The following is a 21619-nucleotide window of genomic DNA, read 5'->3' as shown; positions in this document are numbered from 1 at the left end:
ACCGAAGGGGTGCGTCGATCCATGGCCAAACAGAACGTCGCCGAACAGTTCGTGGACATCCTCGTCAAGGCCGGGGTGAAACGCCTCTACGGCGTCGTCGGCGACAGCCTCAACCCGGTGGTGGACGCGGTCCGCCGCAACGCCGCCATCGACTGGGTGCACGTACGGCACGAGGAGACCGCCGCCTTCGCCGCGGGCGCCGAGGCACAGATCACCGGGAACCTGGCCGCGTGTGCCGGCTCCTGCGGGCCCGGCAACCTGCACCTCATCAACGGCCTCTACGACGCCCACCGCTCCATGGCCCCGGTCCTCGCCCTCGCCTCGCACATCCCCTCCAGCGAGATCGGCCTCGGCTACTTCCAGGAGACCCATCCCGACCGCCTCTTCCAGGAGTGCAGCCACTACAGCGAGATGATCTCCAGCCCCCAGCAGATGCCGAGGCTGCTGCAGACCGCCATCCAGAACGCCGTCGGCCGCTCCGGCGTCAGCGTCGTCACCCTCCCCGGCGACATCGCCGACCGGCCCGCCCCCGACAAGGCCGCCGAGACCGCCCTCGTCACCTCCCGGCCCAGCGTCCGCCCCGGCGACGCCGAGATCGACAAACTCGTCGAGATGATCGACCAGGCCGACAAGATCACCCTGTTCTGCGGCAGCGGCACGGCGGGCGCGCACGCCGAGGTCATGGAGTTCGCGGAGAAGGTCAAGTCACCCGTGGGACACGCCCTCAGGGGCAAGGAGTGGATCCAGTACGACAACCCCTTCGACGTCGGGATGAGCGGCCTGCTCGGCTACGGCGCCGCCTACGAGGCCACCCACGAGTGCGACCTGCTGATCCTGCTCGGCACCGACTTCCCCTACAACGCCTTCCTCCCCGACGACGTCAAGATCGCCCAAGTCGACGTGCGCCCCGAGCACTTGGGCCGCCGTTCAAAGCTCGACCTCGCCGTCTGGGGCGATGTGAAGGAGACCCTGCGGTGCCTCACACCGCGGGTGAAGGCCAAGACGAACCGGCGCTTCCTCGACAAGATGCTCAAGAAGCACGCCGACGCACTCGAAGGCGTCGTGAAGGCGTACACCCGCAAGGTCGACAAGCACGTCCCGATCCATCCCGAGTACGTGGCCTCCGTACTGGACGAACTCGCGGACGACGACGCGGTGTTCACCGTCGACACCGGCATGTGCAATGTGTGGGCCGCCCGCTACATATCGCCCAACGGCCGCCGCCGGGTCATCGGTTCCTTCTCGCACGGATCCATGGCGAACGCGCTGCCGATGGCGATCGGGGCGCAGTTCACCGACCGCGGGCGGCAGGTCGTGTCGATGTCCGGCGACGGCGGATTCTCCATGCTGATGGGCGACTTCCTGACCCTCGTCCAGTACGACCTCCCCGTGAAGGTCGTCCTGTTCAACAACTCCTCCCTCGGCATGGTGGAGTTGGAGATGCTGGTGGCCGGGCTCCCCTCCTACGGCACCACGAACAAGAACCCCGACTTCGCGGCCGTGGCCCGTGCCTGCGGTGCCCATGGCGTGCGCGTGGAGAAGCCCAAGGACCTCGCCGGGGCACTGAAGTCGGCGTTCAAGCACAAGGGCCCCGCCCTCGTCGACATCGTCACCGACCCCAACGCCCTCTCCATCCCGCCGAAGATCAGCACCGAGATGGTCACCGGGTTCGCCCTGTCCGCCTCGAAGATCGTCCTCGACGGAGGAGTCGGCCGCATGCTCCAGATGGCCCGATCCAACCTCCGTAACGTGCCACGGCCCTGAGGAGCCCCGTGGATGCAAGACTGGCCGCATGCCAGAGATCGCCTTCACCGACGTCGCGCCCGTCGTCCCGGTCCGGAATCTCGCTGCCGCCCTGGAGCGCTACCGTCGGCTGGGATTCGCCGCGCGTGCCTACGACGGTCCGCAGCGGTACGGCTTCGTCGAGCGGGGTGCGGTCTCGATGCACCTCAGTGAGTGGTCCGAGCACGACCCCCTGCGCACCGGAGCCGTCGTCTACCTGTACGTGAGTGACGCCGACGCCGTCCATGCCGAGTGGACGGCGTCCGGCGTCGAGGGCCGCTTCGTCGAGCCGGCCGACACGCCTTACGGGCTACGGGAGTTCGCCTACGTGGACCCCGACGGCACCGCTCACCGTGTGGGGTCCGCGGCCGGCTCCTAGCTGTCGTAGTCCACCCAGGCCCGCTCACCCGCGGTGTTCGTGCCGTACCAGTAGCGGGGCAGGCCCTTGATGGCGGTCGTGCGGAACGGCCGGCCGTTGTCGTCGACGCGGACCGTGCCGGTGCGGCCCTGGGAGGACCAGTCCAGTTCCAGGTACCAACTGCAGTCACAGCCCTCGGTCTCCGCCGTGACCAGCAGCACCTCTGGGTCCTCGGAGGAGACGCGGTAGGGCATCCTGACGGCCGGGATGACGTTCTCGCCGTCGTTGCCGGACTGCGAGTGGGCGATCGGCCGGTCCTTGTCCAGGTCGACGGAGAAGGAGCGCGGGGTGAGCGCGCCTCCGCACCCCTGGTCCATGGCGTACGCGTTGCCCTTGGCCGGGGCCCCGCGCGAGACGACCCGGACTCTGAGGTCCTCCAGGACGACGGCCGTCGAGTTCCGGCCCTGCACCGAGATCTGCACCATGGTCTGCCGGCCGTGGATCGCGCCCAGCGTGCCCGCCCAGTTCGCGGCGTCCTGGGCCGTCGGGGGCGGCGGGACCTGGGCGGGCGGCTTGTCGATGACGTAGTCGTGGCCACAGCCCGCGTCCCAGACATGGGAGTTGACGGTCCAGGTGAGCGGGGTGCCGGTGGCGGTTCCCTGCTGCCCGGACCTGCCGGTGCCCTTCGTGGCGGCGCCACCATCCGCCGCCGACGCGGAGGTGCTGTTCCGGGTGCCCTTGGGCGACGGGGAGCCGGAGGTGGCGGAGGGGCTCGGCGACGTGGACGGGGAGTGGCCGGGTGAGCCCGACGCCGTCGTGGCCGTACGGGACGTCGGGTCCGGGGCCTGGGCGACCTCGTCCGACGCGGAACGCCCCGAGGGCAGCGCCGACAGGCTGCCCAGCGTGGCGAGAAGCGCCACCGCGGCGGCCACGGTCACGGCGACGCGCCGGCTGCGGTACCAGGGGCGGGACGGAGCAGCACCGCGCCCCGCGAGCAGGGCGTCCCCCGCACCGTCGACGCTCGCGCCCACCTCACCGCCCCCACCGACGCTCGCCGCGCCAACGTTCGCCGCGTCGTCGCCCGCCGCGTGGCTGTCCGCCGCCGGGTCGCTGCCTGTCGCCGCGCTCACCTCGCCGGGCGCGCCGACGCTCGGCGCGCTGTCGGACGCCGCGTCGCCGCCCGCCGCCGCGGTCGCCTCAGCGGCGGTCGCTGTCGCGCCGTCAGTTGGTCCTGCCCCGCTGCCCTCGCCGACCGCTGCTTCCGTTGCCGTCACGGCGACCGTCCCCGCCGACGCACTCGCGGTCTCCGCCTCGTCCTGCCCCGGCGCCTCCCCGGCCCGTGGCCGCTGTCGTGCCGCCACCGCCGAGAGCCACAGCCGGTGCAGATCCATACGCTCCTCGGCCGATGCCCCGCACAGCGCCGCGAACCGCTCCACCGGTGCGAAGTCGACCGGTACCGCGTCGCCCGCGCAGTACCGGTGCAGAGTCGAGGTGTTCATGTTCAGCCGCCGGGCCAGCGAACCGTAGCTGCGGTCCGTGCGCTCCTTCAGCCGCCGCAGCTGGGCCGCGAACTCCTGGACGTCGTCCTGTGGTTCTGGTGCCGACAACGATTTCCCCCTTGATCCAGCATCCCAGGCACTCCATATACCCGCACGTCAGACGGCCTGGGATGGTTCCATGCCGACGGATCCCGTGTCCCGTGTTGCATCCGCCCCGTGTGACCGCTGATGCTCTTGGTGTCGCACCGACCGGGCCGGACCGACCATCCGCCGTCGTCGTGGCATCCCACACTCATGCACATATCTCACGGGGGACACCCATGCCCAAGCGCACCCGAGCAGGCGCGCTCACCGTACTCTCTCTCACCGGCCTCACGCTGGGCGTCACACTCGCCGTGCAGGCCGGGGCCGCGCCGGCCGCGCCCAGGTTCCTCTCGGCCGCCGACCTCCCACCACACCCCTCGTCCGCCTGGACGGCGGGCAAGGTGACCGCCGGCGTCCCGGACGAACTGCTGCTCTGCCTCGAGGACGCGCTGCCGGGCTACGACTCCCGGTACCGCGACTTCCGCACCGACCTGGACACCAGCGCCCGCCAGTTGACCATCGAGGTCGGCACCAAGGCCAAGGCCGCGGCCCTCGCCGCCCGCATGAACAAGGAGATCCGCACCTGCGCGGACCGCCTCGAACAGGGCGACCCGGAGCTCGAGGCGACGTACAAGGACTACGGCAAGTTCGCGGTCGAGGAGGGCGCCCGGGTGCACGGTCTGCACACGGAGCACTCGTACGGCGCCACCGACATCCACCTGCTGTCCGTCGGCCGGGACGACCGGACCGTCACCGTCGTGGAGTGGTCCCAGATGGGCGACTTCACCGACGCCCCGGTGAAGGCCTTCAAGAAGACGACCGCCACCGCGGTGAACAAGCTCCACTGACCAGCGGGGCCGCCCTCCCGCACGGGGGTCGGGCGGGCGGCCCCGCACGCACCGCATCACCGGCAAGCAGGAACCAGAAAGAAAACGGGGAACACACATGAACACGACCAAGGCGGCCCGCCGCACCACCCTGGCCGTCGGCCTCGCCCTGGCCCTCGGCCTCGGTATCACCGCCCAGGCCTCCGCCGGAGCACCGCGCAGCGTCAGCGGGAAGCCCTCCGACAACATCACCCGCATCGCCGACTTCTACGGCGCCTACATCGACGCGGTCACCGACGAGGGCGGCGGTGATCTCCAGGACGCGCTCCGCGCGCACTACCTCACCCCGGCCTTCCAGAAGGAACTGAACGCGTGGGAGGACAAGGAGCATGCCGACGGCGTCCTGCGCGCCCAGAACGTGCCCCTCGCCTGGAAGGTCACCGACAACGGCACCTCCGACCACACGGAGGCCGTCGTCACCCTCACCTGGAGTGCCGGCCAGACCAGCACCCTCGTCGTCGACATGACCCGCGGCAGCCACAAGATCCTCCACATCGGCACCAAGGGCCTCGCGGGCAAGTAGCGGCGGATTCCGGCCAGTTTCCCGACTGCCCCACCCCTTCCTCGGATACGGCGAGGTCGGCAGCGCGGGGTCGGCAGCTCGGCCCATGCCCGGTGGTCCCGGTGTCCCGGGACCGCGTGGCTCAGCAGCCCTGCGACACCGCGGGGCCGGCCGTCGCCTCCGGATGCCGGGGGCGGGGGTGCACGCCGTTTCAGGGGGCGCGCGGGTCGTCGTACAGCAGGCTCCTCGCCCCGGGGCCCGGGACGGAAGGTGTGAATCCGGGGCCGGTCCCCGCCCGGATGCCCAGGTCCGGCCGCTCCTCGCGTCCCTCGGAACCCCCCGGCCGACCAGGTGGTTTCCCGCGCCTTCCTGGTGTGAAGGAATCGCGCGGCGCCCCTGGCGTCCGGTACTCCGACACCGGTTCGCCGGGGCACATGCCGCGCGGAGGGGACCTGTGGCACACACGCCGGAAGTCGGGCGGGCCGTACGGACCGCCGCGGGGCGTGGCCCCGGGTTCGTCCGCTCTGCCGGCATCGCCGTGATCGCCACCGCAAACGTGGCCGAACACCTGGTCGTTGACGATTCGACATGACTGCCGCATGAACTACGGGGCATGGATCCCCGTGAACGTGTTCGAGCAGGAGGGAAACCGACATCGGCACGCGGGCGGGGGTCATGAAGAGGCAGGCACGAGGAGGCGGTCCCACGACAGTAGGGGCCTTCTCGGCAGAGACCATGGAGGAGAAGGCCGACAGCGCCCTGGAGCAGGCGCAGTCGCCTCAGCTCCGGCGCAGACTGGAGCAGGCGGACCTGGGGGCCGTACCTGAGACACGCAGGGCCTTGCGCGAGCTGTTACGACATTGGGGGAGACCCGGACGATCCGAGATAGCCGAACTGCTCACCAGCGAACTCGTCACCAACGCACTCGTGCACACCGACCACGACGCCGTCGTCACGGCCACGGTGGGGGCCCGGTCGCTGAGGGTCGAGGTGCGGGACTTCGTCGCCCGCAGACCCCGGATGCGCGTACCGAACGCCGACGACGGTACACACGGCCGGGGCCTGGTCCTGGTCCAGTCCCTCGCGGACGCCTGGGGCGTACGGGCACACGGCGTGGGCAAGGCCGTCTGGTTCGAACTCGACGCCGGAACGGCGTGAACCACGGGAGGGGGGCGTGACCGATGCGGTCACGCCCCCCTCCCGTGGTGCTCCGGCCTCTCGGCCGGGCCCTTCAGGCCTTGGCTTTGGCTTTCGCCTCAGCCTCAGCCGAACTGCTGCTCAAGGTCCTTGAGTTTGCGCTCCAGCGAGTCGAGACGCGGCAGGGCCATGGTGTCGTCCTCCGCGGTGAGGTCGACGGAGTGCGACTCAGACGCGCCGCGGACGGGCTGGAGAGACGGACGCTGGCGTACGGGCAGCGGCTCCGGGTTGGATATGGCAGGCTCCGCGGAGGCTCGCTCCAGAGCCGGGGCCGCCGGGGACTCCAACTGCTGGCGCCCGCCGCCCCGGCCGACGAAGCCGCGGTGTCCGCGGCTGATCGCCTTGAGCTGGGCTCGCTCCACGCGCTGCTCGCCGCGCCGACGCAGTCGGGCCGCTTCCTTCTCACGCTGGTCCTCGCGGACCTCGTCGACCGCCTCGTCGAGGCTGCGCACGTTCTCCAGCAGCATCAGCGACCAGGCCTTGTACGTCTCACGCGGCGCCCTCAGCCAGCGGACGATGCGGATCTGCGGCAGCGGACGCGGCACCAGGCCCTGCTCGCGCAGCGCGGCCCGGCGGGTCTGCTTCAGCGCGCGGTCGAACAGGACGGCGGCCGACAGGGACATGCCGGAGAAGAACTGGGGCGCGCCGTCGTGACCGAAACCCCTGGGCGCGTGCACCCAGTTGAACCAGGCCGCGGCGCCCGCGAACGTCCACACCAGTATCCGGGAGCCGAGCGCGGCGTCACCGTGGCTGGCCTCGCGCACAGCGAGGACGGAGCAGAACATGGCCGCGCCGTCCAGGCCGAACGGGACCAAGTACTCCCAGCCGTTGGAGAGGCCGAGGTTCTCCTGGCCGAAGCCCACCAGACCGTGGAAGGAGAGGGCGGCGGCAACCGCCGCACAGCAGAACAGGAGGACATAGGAGGCGGTGCCGTATATGGCCTCCTTGCGCCTGCGGCGCTCCTCGCTCCGCTCCCACGAGTCGTCTTTCGCGTGCTCCCCGCCGGACCGCTTGCTCCGCGCGAGCACCGCCACCGCCGCCAGCATGCCCAGGAGCAGTACGGCGCCCGGAAGCAACCAGTTCAGCGATATGTCGGTCAGTCTCATCTGGGGTCCCTTGCATTGGGATAGGGCGTAACGCCCGCCATAGTGGCCCAATCCCAACGGCCCTCAGGCGTTTTCGGGGCAAGAGGCCGCCAAGGAAGTGCAAGGGGTTGCCCAGGGCGGCGTTTTGCTCGAACTGCCGCTTGAGGGGCGGGAGTTGAGTTCGAATAAGACTAGCCGTACGGGTGGTTCCACGGAAAGTTCCTGCGGCAAGTGAGGAAGTTGTGAAGTGCCTGTAACCGAACGGGCGTCCCAGTCGGCGTTGATCTTACGGGACGCGGGAGGGCGGTCTGCGGCGGGGTCCCCTCTGACGGGAACTCAACTGGCCGCAGCGGCCGTGAGCTTGGCTATCCGGTCCGTGTCGCAGGTGCGCGGGCAGGTCGCACAGGTGTCGTCCGGGTCCAGTGTGTAGTACATGCAGCAGCTGATCCGGTCCCGGGTGGCCAGGAGCCCGCCGTCGGGGCCGGTGAGTACGCGGAAGGCCGGGGTGCCGACGTACGGCTTCGTCGTCCCGGGCAGGAGGAGCTCCAGGGCGTGTTCGGCCCGGCGCTTCTCCTGCTCGCCGAGCAGTTCGGCGACGTACCAGATCCCCTCGACGATCTCGTCGGTCACCATGCCCCACAGGGCCCTGCCGCGGCGGCGCATACGCGGGCCGAAGGCGGCGAGGAGCGGCTCCATGTGCTCGGCGATCGCGTCCCTCAGTTCGGCGCGCAGGGACTCCTCGTCGCGGACCGTGTACGCGCCGGGGAGCGCGGCGGCCGGGTCGTCCGGGAGGCAGGCGAACGGGCCCGGGTGGACCGCGAGGGCCATCGGGCCCCGGGTGCGGTCGTAGGAGACCCGGGTCACCGGGTAGCGGGGGACCCTGCGGTGCAGGAACCACGGTGTCGTGAAGAGGAGGCAGGCCGGCCAGGCGTAGCGGTGCAGGCCGAAGCCGGCGATCACGTCCGGGCGGCCCTTCCTGGCGTTGTCCCTGAGGACCTGCTCGTCGTCCCAGGCGAGAAAGGTGTCCAGGGCGGTGCCGTTCTCCGCGAGGGCCGCGGCGGTGACCCAGCCGTCGGCGGTGGGGAGGGGGGTGTCCTCGGGCAGCTCCGTGACCGTCAGCGCCGGGAGGGCCTCGGTCACGCGCGTGTAGGCGGCTGTGACGGCGGAGCGGGGGGCGGGGCGGGGGGCGGGCGGCTGTGGGGACATGTGGGGGGCACCGATTCGGAGGCGTCTAAAGGTAAGGCTTACCTTACCTGGATCTCCTGGGATTTGAACTGGAGCGTTCTGCGCCTAAGGTGCTTGACGGGTGAGTAACAAGCCCTCGTTAATGACCCCAAGTACCGACACGTCCGGAGGAGGACCCGTGAAGCAGGGTGCGCAGGGCTCCGCCGGGACGGGGGGTGTGGAGCGGGAGGTGGACCTGGCCGCGGGGGCGGTTCGGGTGCCGCCGCAGATGCGGGCCTCCGATGCGGCGCGAGCCTCCGACACGGCGCGGGCCAGGGCCGAGGTGGGTTCCGGGGTCCGGGGTGAGCACACGCACAGTGAGGTGCCGATTCCGCGGACTGTCGTCCAGCGGGCCTCCGTGCGGGGGCAGATCCTCGACGCCTTGCGTACGGCGTTGGTCACGGGGGAGTTGCTTCCCGGTGAGGTGTACTCGGGGCCCGCGCTGGGGGAGCGGTTCGGGGTGTCCGCCACGCCCGTGCGGGAGGCCATGCAGCAGCTCGCGTTGGAGGGGGCCGTCGAGGTTGTTCCCAACCGTGGGTTCCGGGTCGTCGAGCGGGGGGCCCGTGAGCTGGCCGAGTTGGCCGAGGTGCGGGCGCTGATCGAGGTGCCGGTGGTGTTGCGGCTGGCGCGGAGTGTGTCGGTGGAGCGGTGGGCGGAGCTGCGGCCGGTGGCGGAGGCGAGCGTGCGGGCGGCGTCGTCGGGGTGCCGGGCGACGTACGCGGAGGCCGATCGGGCGTTTCACCGTGCGGTGCTGTTGCTGTCGGGGAACGAGCAACTGGTGCAGGTCGCGGAGGACTTGCATCGGCGGTCTCAGTGGCCGCTGGTGGGTGGGTCCGCGGCGCGGGGGCGGGCGGATCTGATTGCGGACGCGGCGGAGCATACGGCGCTGTTGGACGCGTTGATCGCGCGGGATCTTGATGTGGTGCGGGGGTTGGTGGGCGGGCATTTCGCCGCCGGCGGTTGAGCGGTGTTTGGCTGCGGGTTCGGTGGGGGCGGGCGTTTTGCGCAGTTCCCCGCGCCCCTGGATGCCTGCGGCGGCCCGTTTCGGCTTCGGTGGGGGCTTGTGTAGCGCGTGGGGTTCGGTGGGTGGGTCGGGGCCGGGGGGGGGGGGGGGGGGGGGGGGGGGGGGGGGGGGGGGGGGGGGGGGGGGGGGGGGGGGCGGGCGCCCCCCCCCCGCCCGGCGCCCCCCCCCCCCCCCCCGCCCGGGCATTGTCGCGGGGGTGTTGGGGGGGGGGGGGGGGCCCGCCCCCGGCCCCCCCCCCCCCCCCCCCCCGGGGGGGCCGGCCCGGGCCCCCCCCCCCCGCCCCCCCCACGACATGACGTGGTGGCTCCCGACTTGATTCAGATACGGCGCACGGTGTGCAGTGTCCTGGCGTACGTCCCCGAGCCGTCGAGCAGGGAAGCACCGCCCAGGTCGGACATGGTGGGTCCGTTGGCCGTCTTGCGGCTGGAGAGGAAACGGCGTCGGCCGGCGGCGTCGAGACCCAGGTAGATGCCGACGTGGTCGAGGGTCGGGCTCACCCCGTCGTCACCGGAGTCGGCGTTGAACAGCACCAGGTCGCCGGGCTGGAGCAGGGCCGCGGCGGGCGGGGTGGCCCCGGTGGCACGGTCGACGACCACGCCCGGCGCGTAGTCGGCGATGTGCCGGGATTTGCGCGGGATCCGCGTGCCCGAGGTGTCCTCCTCCGCGGCCAGGGGCACGCCCAGGTGGTAGCCGTAGACCATGCGCGTGTAGCCCGAGCAGTCGAGGTTGCCGACCTGCTTGCTGGACGGCCCCTTGTACGTGCCGTCCGGGAAGGTCCAGCCGACCTTCATGTACTCGTGGAAATCTGCGCCTTCGAGGCGGTAGCCGTGCGGGTCGAGATAGCCGTACCCGGCCTCGCCCAGCACTTGCTTGCCCTGCGCCGGTCCGGCGCCGGCCGTGACCGTCGCGGCGCCGCCGAGGAACATCGCGGCGTACGCGAGGACGTCCGGGACGGTGGATCCGGCCCAGCCGCGGATCGTCCGCTCCAGTTCGGCCGTCCAGGTACCGTCGAACGGCTCCGGCAGCAGACGCACCCAGTCACCGTGGGAGACGGTCGGCAGGACCGCCCAGTTCGCGGCGTCCGCCTCGAGGCGGCTCACGGACAGGCGGACCGGCAGGTTGGTGCAGCCGTCGTTGGCCAAGGCGCGCAGACCCACCCGGCCCTTGGTCAACGTGGGCGTGGAGTCGGTGAGTTCGAAGGCCCACGAAGACGGTTCCGTCGACGCGGACGGCCAGGCCTTCGCCTGGATCCGGGCACCCTCGCGCCGCACCCTGATCGTCCAGTCCGTCCCTGCCCGCACTCCCGTGGCCAGTGTGACCGCCGCTCCCAGCACGGTCACGTCGTTGTCGACCTCCTTCTCCAACCGCATCTCGACCGCCCCGGAGGTGAGGAAGGACAGGCGCGCCCGGTAGTGGTTCTGGGTGCTGACGTAACCGAAGGTCAGCGCGAACGAACAGGCCTGCCCTGTGGGGACCTTGTCGAACCTGGCCGTGCAGCGCACGTCGACGTCGGTGATCTGCTCGTCGAGCAGGCTGGCGTGCCGGCTGGACCCGGAGGTCGTGAGGTCGATGATCCCGGTGCCCGGCACGACCGAGAAGTCGTTCTTGAAGGTGTCGGACGTGATCCACCTGCCGCCGCCCGGCGAGGTGCCCCAGTACACCCGGTCCTCCTCTTTCAGCGTGAGGTCGGGCAGTGTCCGCTGGAACTCGTCCGCGAAGGGCCGCTTGTTCTCCGCGAACGTCCGCTGCGGGCCGGGCAGTACGACGGTTCGCGCGCCGTGCGTCAGCAGCGCGACGCGCTTGCCACCGGATGTGACCTCGGTGCGGGCCGGGGTGCCGGCGAGCACGGTGGTGGTGAGCGGGGTGGTGAGGGTCACCGGGGTGAAGTAGGTGGCGTCCAGGGGTGCCATGCGCACCCACGAACGGGCCGAGGACAGGCCATCCGGCCCCGGGAAGGCCGGCACGTCCGCAGTTGCGGTGGCAGCACGCGCCGGGGTCGCCGCGACCAGACCGGTGAGTGGGGCGGCGGTAGAGGCCGCGAAGGCGGCGAGGAGTCTTCGTCGAGATGTGTCAGACATGTGTTTCATGATCCGTTGCCATCCACCGAGTCGTCACGCGAACCCCGAGTTCCACATGCCGCTTCGCCGGTGTGGGCATGAATCAGCCAGGGCTGGTACCGACACGGGGGGCGGCACATGCTCGACAGCGTCAGAAACAACCAGAGCCTGAGAAAGATCACCCAGGCATGCTTCTGGGAGGACATGTTCGACGCGGTGTCCGATTTCGTCCGATCCCGCTCGGTGTGGGTGGTGGTGGGCAACGCGGGCACATTCCTCAGCGCCCTCGCCGGGTTGGTGTACTACTGGTCGCGCCCGCTCTCGTTCGCAGGCTGTGCCGTCATCCAACTCGCCTGCCTGGTCTGTCAGGCGGTCGCCCTGATCCCGGTCGTGTGGCCGGGACGGGCGGCGACGCCGCGGGACGTCACCGGTTTCTCCGATCTCCACCAGGGGCTGACGGTGGCTACCGTCTGCGGTTCGTGGATCGTCGGTGTGTTCCCGGGCGCGGGACTGCTCTTCATCTTCGACGTGGACGTGAACAGCCCGCCGTGGGCCGCCGTGTTCTTCTCGGGGGCAGCCCTCATGATGGCCTGCATAGCGAGCCTGATCACCGCGACGGCCGTCTCCGACAAGGTGCGGACACAGCGTCGCGAAGCGGCCGGGCCGCCGGGCGTGTCCGACTGGGGGGACAGCGGAGACAGCGCCGACGTGGACTTGGGCGGCTTCGACGGCGACTGAGCGGTGGCCCCTCCTGCGACCAACTCGCCGCTCATGTGCCTGCCACTGCTGTCTCATCGCATGGATTTGTTCGCTGCCGGAATGCGCGACCCGGGGTCACAGCCCGAACGGCGGCTTCTCGCTCGAGCACGCGTGCAGCATCCCGTACCGGCCCTTGTGCCGACCAGCGAATGTGCACGGCCCGGCGCCACGTGCGAGGGCTGACGGACCTCCCTACTCATGAATACGACAGCCGCGGAACAAGTACGCTCCGACCCAGCTACGGAAAGCCACCCCGCCACACCCGCCGCCCAGCCTCATCGCGACCACGACTCAGGCGGCCTCCTTACGTGGCGTGCGGCGGCGGGTCAGGCGGGTGCGGAGGCCGAGTCGTCCGCCGGTGACGACCAGGGCGACGATCAGGACGAGACCGGTGAACAGGCTGGGGGCCCACTGGGCGGAGGTCGCGAGGCCGAGGCCCACCGTCCCGGTGCCCAGCAGGAGGACGGCGATGACCGTGCCCCAGGAGTTGAAGCGCCCCGCGCGAAGTTGGGTGGCGCCGACGAAGGCGGCGGCGTACGACGACAGCAGATAGGGCGTGCCGGCCTCGGGTGAGCCCGAGCCGATCTGGGAGGCGAAGACGACGCCCGCGCATCCGGCGATCGCCGAGGACGCGACGAGGGTGAGGAAGCGGAGGCGGTCGGTGGGTACGCCCTGCAGGCGTGCGGCGTCCGAGTTGAAGCCCGTTGCGTACAGGCGGCGCCCGGTCGCGGTGTGCTCGAGGACGAACCACAGCGCGATCGCCACGAGCAGGAGGTAGAGCACGGGGATGGTGAAGCCGCCCGCGCTCTTCTGCCCGATGCTCGCGAAGGGTTCGCGCAGGAGTTTGACGCCGGTGATCGACGTGCCGTCGGTGAACATCGTGATGAACGCTTGGATGAGCGACCCGGTCGCCAGCGTCGCGATGAAGGAGTCGACCCGCAGCGTCACCACGACGATTCCGTTGATCACGCCGATCACCAGGGCGGTGCCCAGAGCGAGGGCGATAGCGCCCCCGGCGCCGATGTCCGTCGACACGATCACCTTGGCGGTGATGACTCCGGTCAGCGACATCGTGTAGGCGATCGACAGGTCGAAGACGCGCGCGGCCAGCGGCGGCACCACGCTCAACGCGACCAGGCCGGTCACCGCGTTGCTGTTCAGTACCTGCTGGAACGTCTGCCAGGTGGGGAACGTGTCCGGCGCCCAGAACGAGAACACCACGATGATCACGATCCACACGTAGACCGCGCCGATGTTCGTGAAGGACAGCCCCGTGAGCGCACGGCGTCCCAGCGGGGGTCGAGTCGGCGGCGCGGTGGGCGGCGCCTCGGTCGGTTCGCCGAGGGACGGGCCGGTGCCGGTGGGGTCGGCGGCGGTGGTGCTCATGCTTCGGTTCCTTCCATGGCGTGGACGAGCGTCGGCTCGGTGATGGCGTCGCCGGCGATCTCCCGTACGACCTGACCGTCGCGCAGTACGAGGACTCGGGTGCACAGGGCGAGCAGGTCGCCCACGTCCGACGAGGAGACGATGACGCCGAGTCCTTGGGCGGCCTGCTCCTTGATCAGGTCGTAGAGCTGGAGCCGGGTGGCGATGTCGACACCGGCCGTCGGCTCGCACAGCACCAGCACCTCGGGTTCGAGGGCCAGGCAGCGGGCCATGACGACCTTCTGCTGGTTGCCGCCGCTGAGGGTGGTGATCGGGGCGTGCCGGCCGGCCGTACGGATCCCGACCCGCGCCACCCAGTCGTCGACGACCGCGGCCTCCTGCTGGCCGTCGAGGATGCGCTGCCCCGTACGGAGGCGGGACAGCAGTGGCAGCGTGAGGTTCTCGGCGACGCTGAAGTCGGCGATCACACCGTGGGCGGCGCGGTCGCCGGGCACCAGGGGGATGCCGAGGCGGGCGGCGCGGGAGGCGTCGGACCATTCCGGCGACCGGGCGGGGCAGCGCAACTGGCCTTGTACATCACCGGTCCAGGCGCCGGTCACGACGTACGGCAGCACGTCGTGACCGGAACCGGCGAGCCCGGTGATGCCGAGGAGTTCACCGCGGGCGAGGGAGAACCCGAGCCCCCGGAGCGGACCGCCCGTCAACTCCCGGGCCTCCAGGGCGGGTTCGCCGGAACGTGAAGTCGCCGGGACCTTCGGGCGGTCGGCGGAACGCTCTGTCGCCTCGCCGGCCATGAGGGAGGCGAGGCTCTGCGGCGTCAGCCCCCGCACGGGCCGGGTGGCGATGCGCCGGCCGCCCCGGATGACGGTCACCCGGTCCGCCACCTGGAAGATCTCGTCGAGGCGGTGCGACACGTACAGCACGCTCGCCCCGCCCCGCCGTACCTCCCGCACGATGTCGAGGAGTTTGCCGACCTCGCCCGGCGGGAGTACGGCGGTCGGTTCGTCCAGGACCAGCAGGCCCTGGTCGGCCTCCCAGCCCTGGAGCGCGGCGGCGATGGCCACCACCGTGCGTTGCACGGGGGTGGCGTCCACGAGGGGGCGGCGCACGTCGATGTCCAGGCCGAACCGGTGGACGAGTTCCACGGTGCGCTGCTCCTGCTCGCGCCAGCGGATGTTGCCGAGGCGGCTGCGGGCGAAGCCCCGGCTGAGCGCCAGGTTGTCCATCGCGCTCAACTCGCCCACCAGGCCCAGCTCCTGATGGACGAAGCGCAGCCGGTCGTGGTCCGAGCCGAGGTCGAAGGGCTCACCGTCCAGCCGGGCCTCGGCTCCCGCGTCGGCCTGGTGGTAACCGGCGAGGATCTTGATGAGGGTCGACTTGCCGGAGCCGTTGGGGCCGACCAGGGCGTGGATCTCGCCTCGCGCGATGTCCAGATCGACGTCGCTCAGTGCCTGGGTCCCGCCGAAACGCTTGGACAGTCCGGTGATGCTCAGTACCGGGCTTGTCGTCACTGTGTCCGGCATTCCGATCACATCCCGCCCTGTACGGCCAGGCCCTCGACGGCGGGGACCGGGTTCGTGCGACCTGTCATGAGGTCCGCGAGCCGTTCCGCGGCGGCGATGGTCGGCAGGTTGGTGTTGGCCCGCGGCACCTCGGGGAAGACCGAGGCGTCGGCGACCCACAGCCCTTCGACACCGAGCACGCGGCCGGCCGGGTCGACCACCGCGCGCGGGTCGTCGGGCGCGCCCATGCGGCAGGTACCGCAGATGTGGCCGGTGTCGCCGATCGTCTCCAGCAGCCACCGGTCGATGGCGGTGTCGTCCGTGAGCGCGTCGGTGCCCGTGCCGGCGAGGTCGACGGCGATGTGCTCGAAGGCGGTGTCGAACGCACCGGACCGGACCAGCTCCAGGCAGCGGTGGACGCCGTCCCGCATCCGGGTCACGTCTCCGGGGTCGTCCAGCAGGTTCTGTTCGATGACGGGGTGGACGTCCGGGTCGGGTGACGCCAGACGCAGGGTGCCGCGGGAGAACTCCTGGTTGGCCCACAGACAGAGCAGCCCCGGACCGCCCGAGGCGTGGCCGCCGCCCGCACCGCCCCAGGTGCCGCGGGCCCCGTCGGCCACCAGGTGCGAGTCGTTCATGTCGGGAAGGGCGAGGGTCTGGTTGATCGACACGATCATCATGTCGTTCTCGCTCGCGCCCGCCAGACCGGACGAGTAGCGCAGACAGCAGTTGGTCTGCCGTTCGTCCAGGCCGGGCCGTGCCTCGGGGCGCTGGTGGAGCCAGAACAGCGCCAGCGGATGCTCCTGCATGCCCTCACCGACCGGTAGCGACGCCACAGGCCCGCCCGGTCCGATGCCGGACCGCAGCAGGATCGAGGGGGAGTGGACGGCTCCGGCGCAGAGCACGACCCGCGCGGCGCGGACCTGCGTCCAGGTGCCGTCCACGCGCACCCGCACACCCACCGCGCGACCACCCTCGACGATCACCTGATCAACCGTCGCGTGACCCACGATCCGCAGGTTCGGCCGCTGCCGGGCGGGCTCCAGGTAACCGTCGTTGGCGGTGACCCGAGCGCCGTCGCGGGAGTTGATGCCGTAGGGCGAAACGCCGGTGCCGGTGGGCCCGTTGTGGTCGTCGCACCACGGGTGGCCGATACCCAGCGCGGCTTCGGCGAGCGCGTGGTCGGCGGGGCCCCACGCCTCGCGCCCGAGCCGCTGCACCGGGATCGGCCCGTCGGCGCCGTGGTGGGGCCGGTCGCCGAAGTCCGCGTCGCTCTCCATGCGCCGCAGGTACGGCAGCATCTCCTCGTACGACCAGCCGGGACAGCCGTAGGACGCCCAGCGGTCGTAGTCGTCGGGCAGCGCACGGATGGCGATCATTCCGTTCACCGACGACGAGCCGCCGAGGCCCCGGCCGCGTACATGCGGGCGGCGTTCTTGGGCGCTGCTGCGCCGCGATTCCAGGCCGGGCCACTGGAACGGGGCGCACGCCGTCTCGTCCAGGGCCCGCCAGCCGTTCATGCTGCGCATCTCGGGCGGGGCCTCGGCGGACCGCCAGTCCGGTCCGGCCTCCAGGAGCACGACCTTCTGGGCGGGGTCCTCGCTGAGCCGGGCGGCGAGCACGCATCCCGCGCTGCCACCGCCGACGACGACCCAGTCGGCCTCGATCACGTTGCCCATCACGCGCCCACCTCCACTCGCGGGCGCTCGGGAACGGTCAGGGCCTTCTCCAGTGGGCGGGAACGTATGAGATCGAGCAGCTGTGTGGACATGAGGTGACTCCCATATGCGCCTCGTCGCGCGATCGGGTCGTGAGCCAAGCTGAAGTAGCTTCAGTACTGCGAAGCGTCAGTGGTGCGGTGGAAGACTGTGGCGGGGACGTCGGGAACGGACGTCAGCTCTTGCCCCACAGCTTCTTGAACTGGGCCTGGTAGTCCTCGACGAGCGGGAACTGCGTCTTCGTCGAGATCAGGTTGTCCTTGTCGATGAGCATGAACGGCAGCTGGGCGTCCTGCGTCACCTTCATCGACTGGCCGGTGAAGTGCCGTGCCAGCCCGTCGGCCTGCGCCCACGCGTTCTCGATGTTGTTGAACGCGACGGCGGCCTGCGTCTGGCCCGACTCGATGTACTGGTAGTTCGTGGACTCACCGACGTTGACGATCGTGTGGACCTTGTTCTGCAGTCCGGCGGCCCGCAGCGCGGCCGGCACGCCCACGTTGAGCAGGGCGAGCGAGAAGGCGATGTGGGTGACCTTGGGGTGTGCGCGGACGTAGGAGACCACGCGGTCCGGCATGTCCTTGCCGATGGCGGTGATCGGCACGTCGACCTTGTCGTACCCGCAGCCGGCGCACCACTTCTCGTATTCGCTGCGGAAGGTGTCGGCGACCGGCTTGAGGATGCCGTAGGTCGGCATGTCGAAGTAGACGGTGTCGGCGTCGCCGCCGCTGTCGGAGGTCACCCAGGAGGCCATGATCCTGCCCTCGATGTCCACGACGTCGGGCCCGTCGATGAGCATGCTGATGCCGTCGCCCGCGGTGTCGTCCGTGGAGGACTCGACGACGGGTATGTCCAGGTCCTTGAGCTGCTTCAACTGCTTGGCGAACACGCTGCGCGGGAAACCGGAGGCGATGACCGCGTCGGGCTTGTCGCGCACGGCCTGCGTCCAGGCGGCCTGGACCGACTGCGGGGTGCCCTGGGTGGGGATCTTGTTGACGCTCCAGCCGAGCACCTTGGCGGCCTCGGTGAAGTAGTTCGCCAGGTCCTGGCAGGACTGCACGCCGCACAGGATGAAGTCGATCTTCTTGCCGGTCGGGACCGGCTTGCCCACCGGCTGTGTGATGCCGATGCTCGTCGGACGCTTCGAGTACTGAGCGAGGACTTGCTCGGCCGCCTTGACGCCGGCGGAGTTGCCGCCGGCCGCCTTGGCCGAGGTCCCGGCGTCGGCATTGCCGCCGCACGCCGCCAGGGCGAGGAGTGCGGCGGTGGTGAACAGGGCCGTTGTGGCGCGGGTGCGGCCCTTGGAGCTGGTTCTGCGACGACTCATGGCACTTCTCCTGTCGACCGGGCTACGGCTCACGCCGTGCCTCCATGCCGTGCAACCTGAGTTCAGTTCAGGTGAATGTAAGCGCGTGGGGTCCGGCAGGCAACAGTCGTGCACACGATTGATCGAGTCTCGTCAAGCCGTAGCGGCGATCGGCGTCAGTCGGCGTCGATCGGCGGAGAGGCGGGCGGCACGTGTCAGTAGGGCAGCAGAACCGCGCGGCCTCGCACCCGCCCCTGGCGCAGCCGGTCGAACGCCTCGGGTGCCGCGGACAGCGGGAACTGCTCCGTCTCGACGTGGAGTGAGCCCGCGCGTGCCAGGGCGATGACCTCGGCGAGTTCGGGGCGGGTGCCCCAGAACGGCAGGGAGAGCCGGAAGCCGGCGGGAAGGAAGCCCGGCTTGCGTACCGTCAGCCGGCCGCCGCCGCTGCCGACCACCGCCAGTTCCCCGCCGGGGCGCAGCAGTTGGACGGCGAGGGCGAACGTCGCCTCGTTGCCGACGAAGTCGAGTACGGCGTCGACTCCCACACCGCCGGTCTCCGCCCTGAGCACCTTGGCCGTGTCCGCCCCCATCGGGACGCCGAGATGCGCGCCGGACCGCAGGGCGAGGTCCACCGCCTCCTCGCGGATGTCGACCGCCAGCACCCGGCTCGGGGTGGTCGCACGCACCATCTGGACGGCCAGGTGCCCGAGCCCGCCGACACCGATGACCAGCGCGACGCTGCTCTCGCCGAGCGCGTGCCGCACTCCGGCGAGGGCGTGATACGACGTCAGGCCCGCGTCGGAGAGTGGTGCCGCCTGCGCGGCGGACAGGTCGCCGATCGGCACCAGATGGCGGGCGGAAGGGACGAGGAGGTACCCGGCCATCCCTCCGTCCCGGCCCAGCCCGGCCCCGTGCCAGCCGAGGTCGCCCCGGCGGTCGCAGTAGTTGTCCCGACCGGCGGCGCAGCGGGTGCAGTTCCCGCAGCCCCACGGGCCGTAGACAACCACGCGTTCACCGGCCGCCGTTCCTTCGGCGTCGGGGCCGAGAGCCGCCACATGGCCGGCGACCTCGTGGCCGAGGGTGAACGGCGGCCGGTAGGGGAGTGCTCCCTCGGCCGCGTCGACGACATGGACGTCGGACTGGCACAGCCCCGCGGCTTCGACCCGCACCACCACCTCGGCCCCGCGCGGCACCGGGCGCTCCAGCTCGGCGAGCTCCGGTTCCCGTCCCCATTCAGTAAGCCGCACCGCTTGCATGCACACCGTCCCGGGTCTTGTCAGTTGGCCGCTGGTGACGGTAACAGAGGTGAAGTCAGTTCAGTAGCGATTGGGTCGACGCCGTCAGGCGGTCGAAAGGGAGTGCGCGGGATGGACGGGAACGAGCGAGGGGCCCGGTTCGAGGGCAGCGTCGTCCTGGTGACGGGTGCCGCCTCCGGGATGGGGGCGGCGGTCGCCAGGCAGGCGGCCGCGGAGGGGGCGCGGGCCGTGGTCGTCGCGGACGTGAACGGTGAGGGGGTCGAGGCCGTCGCGAAGGAGCTGGCGGCCGGCCGTGCGGCGTCGCTCGACGTGTCGGACGCCGCCGCGGTCGACGCGGTCGTCGAGGACGTACTGCGCGAACACGGGCGGCTGGACATCGTCGTGCACGCCGCGGGCGTCGACGACCCGCAGGCCAAGCAGCTCATCGCGGACGCCCTGGTCGAGGGGCGGCCCATCGAGGTGACCGACAGGCTCGACGACGCGGGCTGGCGGCGTGTCATGCGCGTCAACCTGGACGGCACCTTCCATGTGCTGCGGGCCGCGGTACGGGCGATGCGGCCGGTGGGCGCGGGTGCGATCGTCGTCATCGGCTCCTCCTCGGCCTTCGACACGCCGGTCGGTTATCCCCACTACGCGGCCTCCAAGGCGGGGGTGCATGCCTTGAGTCAGGCGGTGGCCAAGGAGGTCATCGCGTCCGGGATCCGGGTGAACGTGGTCGCGCCCGGCCCGACGGAGACCGGGATGGCGGCGCGCACGCCCGAGGTCCTGCGCAGCGGTTTCGCCGACCCCCGGGTGCGCCCGTACGCGACGCCCGAGGAGATCGCCGACATCGCCCTGTTCCTCGCGAGCGAGGCCTCGGCGAACCTGGTCGGCGCGGTGCTGCTGGCCAACGGGGGCCGCTTCACGACCTGATCGCACGGGGCAGGCCGGACCTGGGGGGCAGGGCCGGGCTCTCCATGGTCGAAAGCGCTCGAACCAACCCGTGCACGGGTATTGCCCCTCCCCGGCCTGTTGCTTACGGTTCATGAATTGAGTTCAGTTTGTAAAGCGCGTGAGTGGCCCTGAGCGTGCCGGGCGCGCGGGTGCGGATGCGAGGACTGCGAGGAGACGGTCGACGTGGATCAGTTCCTGCTCATCCTGGTGAGCGGTCTCGCCAGTGGTGCGGTGTACGGCCTCATGGGCCTCGGGCTGGTGATCATTTACCGGGCGACCGACGTGGTCAACTTCGCCCTCGCCAGCCTGGCGACCATCGGGTTGTACGCCGCACTGGCGCTGAACGAGCGCGGCTGGCCCCTGCTGCTGGCCGCCGCGGCCGCCATCGTCACCACCGCCGCGGTCGGCCTGGTCGCCCGGGAAGCGGTGATCAGGCCGCTCGCACAGGGCGAACTCCTCTCGGCGCTCGTCATGACCATGGGCGTCTCGCTCATCGCGGAGAGCGCCATCAGCACGATCTGGGACGACCAGCCACGGCTCTTCCCGAGCCTGGTGGAGGGCTCCGTCTCCCTCGGAAGCGCCGCCGTACCGGCACAGAGCCTGCTCACCATCGCCGTGGCCGCCGTCGCCATGGCCCTGGTCGCGTATCTCTTCGGACGCACCAGCATCGGCACCGCGATGCGCGCCGTCGCCGAGTCCGCCGACACCGCACGCATCCTCGGTCTCGGTTCCCAGCGCATCGCCCGGATCGCCTGGGCCCTCGGGCTCGGCCTCGCGGCACTCGCCGCCTTCCTGTACGCACCCCGGGCCGGACTGGTGCCGACCGTGCTCAGCGCACCGCTGTTCCGCGCCTTCGCCGGGATCTTCCTCGGCGGTCTGACCAGCATGTACGGGGCCGTCATCGGCGGACTGACCGTCGGCGTCCTGGACAACCTGGCGGCAGGTTATGTCTCGGCCGGCTACCGCGACACGTTCGTCTTCTCGTTCACCATCCTCGTGCTGCTGATCCGCCCACAGGGGCTGTTCGGCGTACGCACCTTCCAGCGGGTCTGAGGGAGCGGTC

The 21619-nt window shown here is 71.0% G+C and carries 18 protein-coding genes; 9 read left to right on the top strand and 9 right to left on the bottom strand.

Annotated features, from left to right (window positions below):
• Positions 1-21 precede the first annotated feature (21 nt).
• Together ACIBJB_RS07945 and ACIBJB_RS07940 are read left to right on the top strand one after the other, a co-directional pair.
• On the top strand, positions 22-1764 hold the full coding sequence (locus ACIBJB_RS07945) for a pyruvate dehydrogenase (protein WP_398927648.1): 1743 nt from the start codon (positions 22-24) through the stop codon (positions 1762-1764).
• A gap of 28 nt (positions 1765-1792) precedes the next feature.
• On the top strand, positions 1793-2161 hold the full coding sequence (locus ACIBJB_RS07940; RefSeq protein ID WP_398927647.1) for a bleomycin resistance protein: 369 nt from the start codon (positions 1793-1795) through the stop codon (positions 2159-2161).
• Here ACIBJB_RS07940 and ACIBJB_RS07935 read toward each other — a convergent pair.
• Positions 2158-3747, bottom strand: coding sequence for a helix-turn-helix domain-containing protein (locus ACIBJB_RS07935; protein WP_398927642.1), 1590 nt, complete (start codon positions 3745-3747; stop codon positions 2158-2160). The two genes, ACIBJB_RS07940 and ACIBJB_RS07935, sit on opposite strands and share 4 nt — an antisense overlap.
• A gap of 212 nt (positions 3748-3959) precedes the next feature.
• Here ACIBJB_RS07935 and ACIBJB_RS07930 point away from each other — a divergent pair, with 212 nt between their 5' ends.
• The 3 genes from ACIBJB_RS07930 to ACIBJB_RS07920 all read left to right on the top strand — a co-directional run bounded on the left by ACIBJB_RS07930 (position 3960) and on the right by ACIBJB_RS07920 (position 6270).
• Complete coding sequence (locus ACIBJB_RS07930; protein ID WP_398927640.1) at positions 3960-4571, top strand: hypothetical protein; 612 nt, start codon at positions 3960-3962, stop codon at positions 4569-4571.
• A gap of 97 nt (positions 4572-4668) precedes the next feature.
• Complete coding sequence (locus ACIBJB_RS07925) at positions 4669-5133, top strand: hypothetical protein (protein WP_398927638.1); 465 nt, start codon at positions 4669-4671, stop codon at positions 5131-5133.
• Positions 5134-5847: 714 nt separating this feature from the next.
• Positions 5848-6270: an ATP-binding protein gene (locus ACIBJB_RS07920; protein WP_398927636.1), complete on the top strand. Its 423-nt coding sequence runs from the start codon at positions 5848-5850 to the stop codon at positions 6268-6270.
• A 104-nt stretch (positions 6271-6374) separates the two neighbouring features.
• Here the strand turns inward: ACIBJB_RS07920 and ACIBJB_RS07915 are convergent, their stop codons facing one another.
• Both ACIBJB_RS07915 and ACIBJB_RS07910 read right to left on the bottom strand, forming a co-directional pair.
• Positions 6375-7415 carry a DUF2637 domain-containing protein gene (locus tag ACIBJB_RS07915; RefSeq protein WP_398927634.1) on the bottom strand — a complete coding sequence of 347 codons (1041 nt, stop codon included), beginning with the start codon at positions 7413-7415 and terminating at the stop codon, positions 6375-6377.
• Between the two features lie 315 nt (positions 7416-7730).
• Entirely contained in the window at positions 7731-8600 is an 870-nt protein-coding gene (locus tag ACIBJB_RS07910) for a (2Fe-2S)-binding protein (RefSeq protein WP_398927632.1), read from the bottom strand.
• A 157-nt stretch (positions 8601-8757) separates the two neighbouring features.
• Between ACIBJB_RS07910 and ACIBJB_RS07905 the strand changes: the two genes are divergently transcribed.
• Positions 8758-9582, top strand: a complete 825-nt coding sequence (locus ACIBJB_RS07905; RefSeq protein WP_398927630.1) for a GntR family transcriptional regulator — start codon at positions 8758-8760, stop codon at positions 9580-9582.
• A 377-nt stretch (positions 9583-9959) separates the two neighbouring features.
• On the opposite strand, the gene ACIBJB_RS07900 is transcribed toward ACIBJB_RS07905, so the two are convergent.
• Positions 9960-11720 carry an NlpC/P60 family protein gene (locus ACIBJB_RS07900; RefSeq protein WP_398927629.1) on the bottom strand — a complete coding sequence of 587 codons (1761 nt, stop codon included), beginning with the start codon at positions 11718-11720 and terminating at the stop codon, positions 9960-9962.
• A gap of 117 nt (positions 11721-11837) precedes the next feature.
• On the opposite strand from ACIBJB_RS07900, the gene ACIBJB_RS07895 reads away from it, so the two are divergent.
• Positions 11838-12437: a hypothetical protein gene (locus tag ACIBJB_RS07895; RefSeq protein WP_398927627.1), complete on the top strand. Its 600-nt coding sequence runs from the start codon at positions 11838-11840 to the stop codon at positions 12435-12437.
• 312 nt (positions 12438-12749) lie between these two features.
• Here ACIBJB_RS07895 and ACIBJB_RS07890 read toward each other — a convergent pair whose 3' ends face one another.
• From ACIBJB_RS07890 to ACIBJB_RS07870, 5 genes are all read right to left on the bottom strand, one after another.
• Positions 12750-13844, bottom strand: coding sequence for an ABC transporter permease (locus tag ACIBJB_RS07890; RefSeq protein ID WP_398927625.1), 1095 nt, complete (start codon positions 13842-13844; stop codon positions 12750-12752).
• The gene (locus ACIBJB_RS07885) at positions 13841-15367 is read right to left on the bottom strand and encodes a sugar ABC transporter ATP-binding protein (RefSeq protein ID WP_398927623.1); all 1527 of its coding nucleotides are present in this window, start codon (positions 15365-15367) and stop codon (positions 13841-13843) included. Before ACIBJB_RS07885 ends, ACIBJB_RS07890 begins: the two co-directional genes overlap by 4 nt.
• A gap of 5 nt (positions 15368-15372) precedes the next feature.
• Entirely contained in the window at positions 15373-17025 is a 1653-nt protein-coding gene (locus ACIBJB_RS07880) for a GMC family oxidoreductase (RefSeq protein ID WP_398927621.1), read from the bottom strand.
• 214 nt (positions 17026-17239) lie between these two features.
• Complete coding sequence (locus ACIBJB_RS07875; RefSeq protein ID WP_398927619.1) at positions 17240-18388, bottom strand: substrate-binding domain-containing protein; 1149 nt, start codon at positions 18386-18388, stop codon at positions 17240-17242.
• A gap of 194 nt (positions 18389-18582) precedes the next feature.
• Positions 18583-19623, bottom strand: a complete 1041-nt coding sequence (locus tag ACIBJB_RS07870; protein WP_398927616.1) for an NAD(P)-dependent alcohol dehydrogenase — start codon at positions 19621-19623, stop codon at positions 18583-18585.
• Positions 19624-19734: 111 nt separating this feature from the next.
• Here ACIBJB_RS07870 and ACIBJB_RS07865 point away from each other — a divergent pair, with 111 nt between their 5' ends.
• Together ACIBJB_RS07865 and ACIBJB_RS07860 are read left to right on the top strand one after the other, a co-directional pair.
• The gene (locus ACIBJB_RS07865; RefSeq protein ID WP_398927614.1) at positions 19735-20535 is read left to right on the top strand and encodes an SDR family NAD(P)-dependent oxidoreductase; all 801 of its coding nucleotides are present in this window, start codon (positions 19735-19737) and stop codon (positions 20533-20535) included.
• A 204-nt stretch (positions 20536-20739) separates the two neighbouring features.
• Positions 20740-21609, top strand: coding sequence for a branched-chain amino acid ABC transporter permease (locus ACIBJB_RS07860; RefSeq protein WP_398927612.1), 870 nt, complete (start codon positions 20740-20742; stop codon positions 21607-21609).
• The last annotated feature ends 10 nt before the right edge of the window (positions 21610-21619 follow it).

Source organism: Streptomyces sp. NPDC050759, assembly GCF_044456945.1.
In the GTDB taxonomy this organism is placed as follows: Bacteria; Actinomycetota; Actinomycetes; order Streptomycetales; family Streptomycetaceae; genus Streptomyces.
This window is presented reverse-complemented; position numbering and strand designations above follow the sequence as displayed.

Excerpts from the sequence above, each read along its gene's own strand:
- ACIBJB_RS07945 (WP_398927648.1), top strand. The coding sequence starts at position 22 with ATGGCCAAACAGAACGTCGCCGAACAGTTCGTGGACATCCTCGTCAAG.
- ACIBJB_RS07940 (WP_398927647.1), top strand. The coding sequence starts at position 1,793 with ATGCCAGAGATCGCCTTCACCGACGTCGCGCCCGTCGTCCCGGTCCGG.
- ACIBJB_RS07930 (WP_398927640.1), top strand. The coding sequence starts at position 3,960 with ATGCCCAAGCGCACCCGAGCAGGCGCGCTCACCGTACTCTCTCTCACC.
- ACIBJB_RS07925 (WP_398927638.1), top strand. The coding sequence starts at position 4,669 with ATGAACACGACCAAGGCGGCCCGCCGCACCACCCTGGCCGTCGGCCTC.
- ACIBJB_RS07920 (WP_398927636.1), top strand. The coding sequence starts at position 5,848 with ATGGAGGAGAAGGCCGACAGCGCCCTGGAGCAGGCGCAGTCGCCTCAG.
- ACIBJB_RS07915 (WP_398927634.1), bottom strand. The coding sequence starts at position 7,415 with ATGAGACTGACCGACATATCGCTGAACTGGTTGCTTCCGGGCGCCGTA.
- ACIBJB_RS07910 (WP_398927632.1), bottom strand. The coding sequence starts at position 8,600 with ATGTCCCCACAGCCGCCCGCCCCCCGCCCCGCCCCCCGCTCCGCCGTC.
- ACIBJB_RS07900 (WP_398927629.1), bottom strand. The coding sequence starts at position 11,720 with ATGTCTGACACATCTCGACGAAGACTCCTCGCCGCCTTCGCGGCCTCT.
- ACIBJB_RS07895 (WP_398927627.1), top strand. The coding sequence starts at position 11,838 with ATGCTCGACAGCGTCAGAAACAACCAGAGCCTGAGAAAGATCACCCAG.
- ACIBJB_RS07890 (WP_398927625.1), bottom strand. The coding sequence starts at position 13,844 with ATGAGCACCACCGCCGCCGACCCCACCGGCACCGGCCCGTCCCTCGGC.
- ACIBJB_RS07885 (WP_398927623.1), bottom strand. The coding sequence starts at position 15,367 with ATGCCGGACACAGTGACGACAAGCCCGGTACTGAGCATCACCGGACTG.
- ACIBJB_RS07880 (WP_398927621.1), bottom strand. The coding sequence starts at position 17,025 with ATGGGCAACGTGATCGAGGCCGACTGGGTCGTCGTCGGCGGTGGCAGC.
- ACIBJB_RS07875 (WP_398927619.1), bottom strand. The coding sequence starts at position 18,388 with ATGAGTCGTCGCAGAACCAGCTCCAAGGGCCGCACCCGCGCCACAACG.
- ACIBJB_RS07870 (WP_398927616.1), bottom strand. The coding sequence starts at position 19,623 with ATGCAAGCGGTGCGGCTTACTGAATGGGGACGGGAACCGGAGCTCGCC.
- ACIBJB_RS07865 (WP_398927614.1), top strand. The coding sequence starts at position 19,735 with ATGGACGGGAACGAGCGAGGGGCCCGGTTCGAGGGCAGCGTCGTCCTG.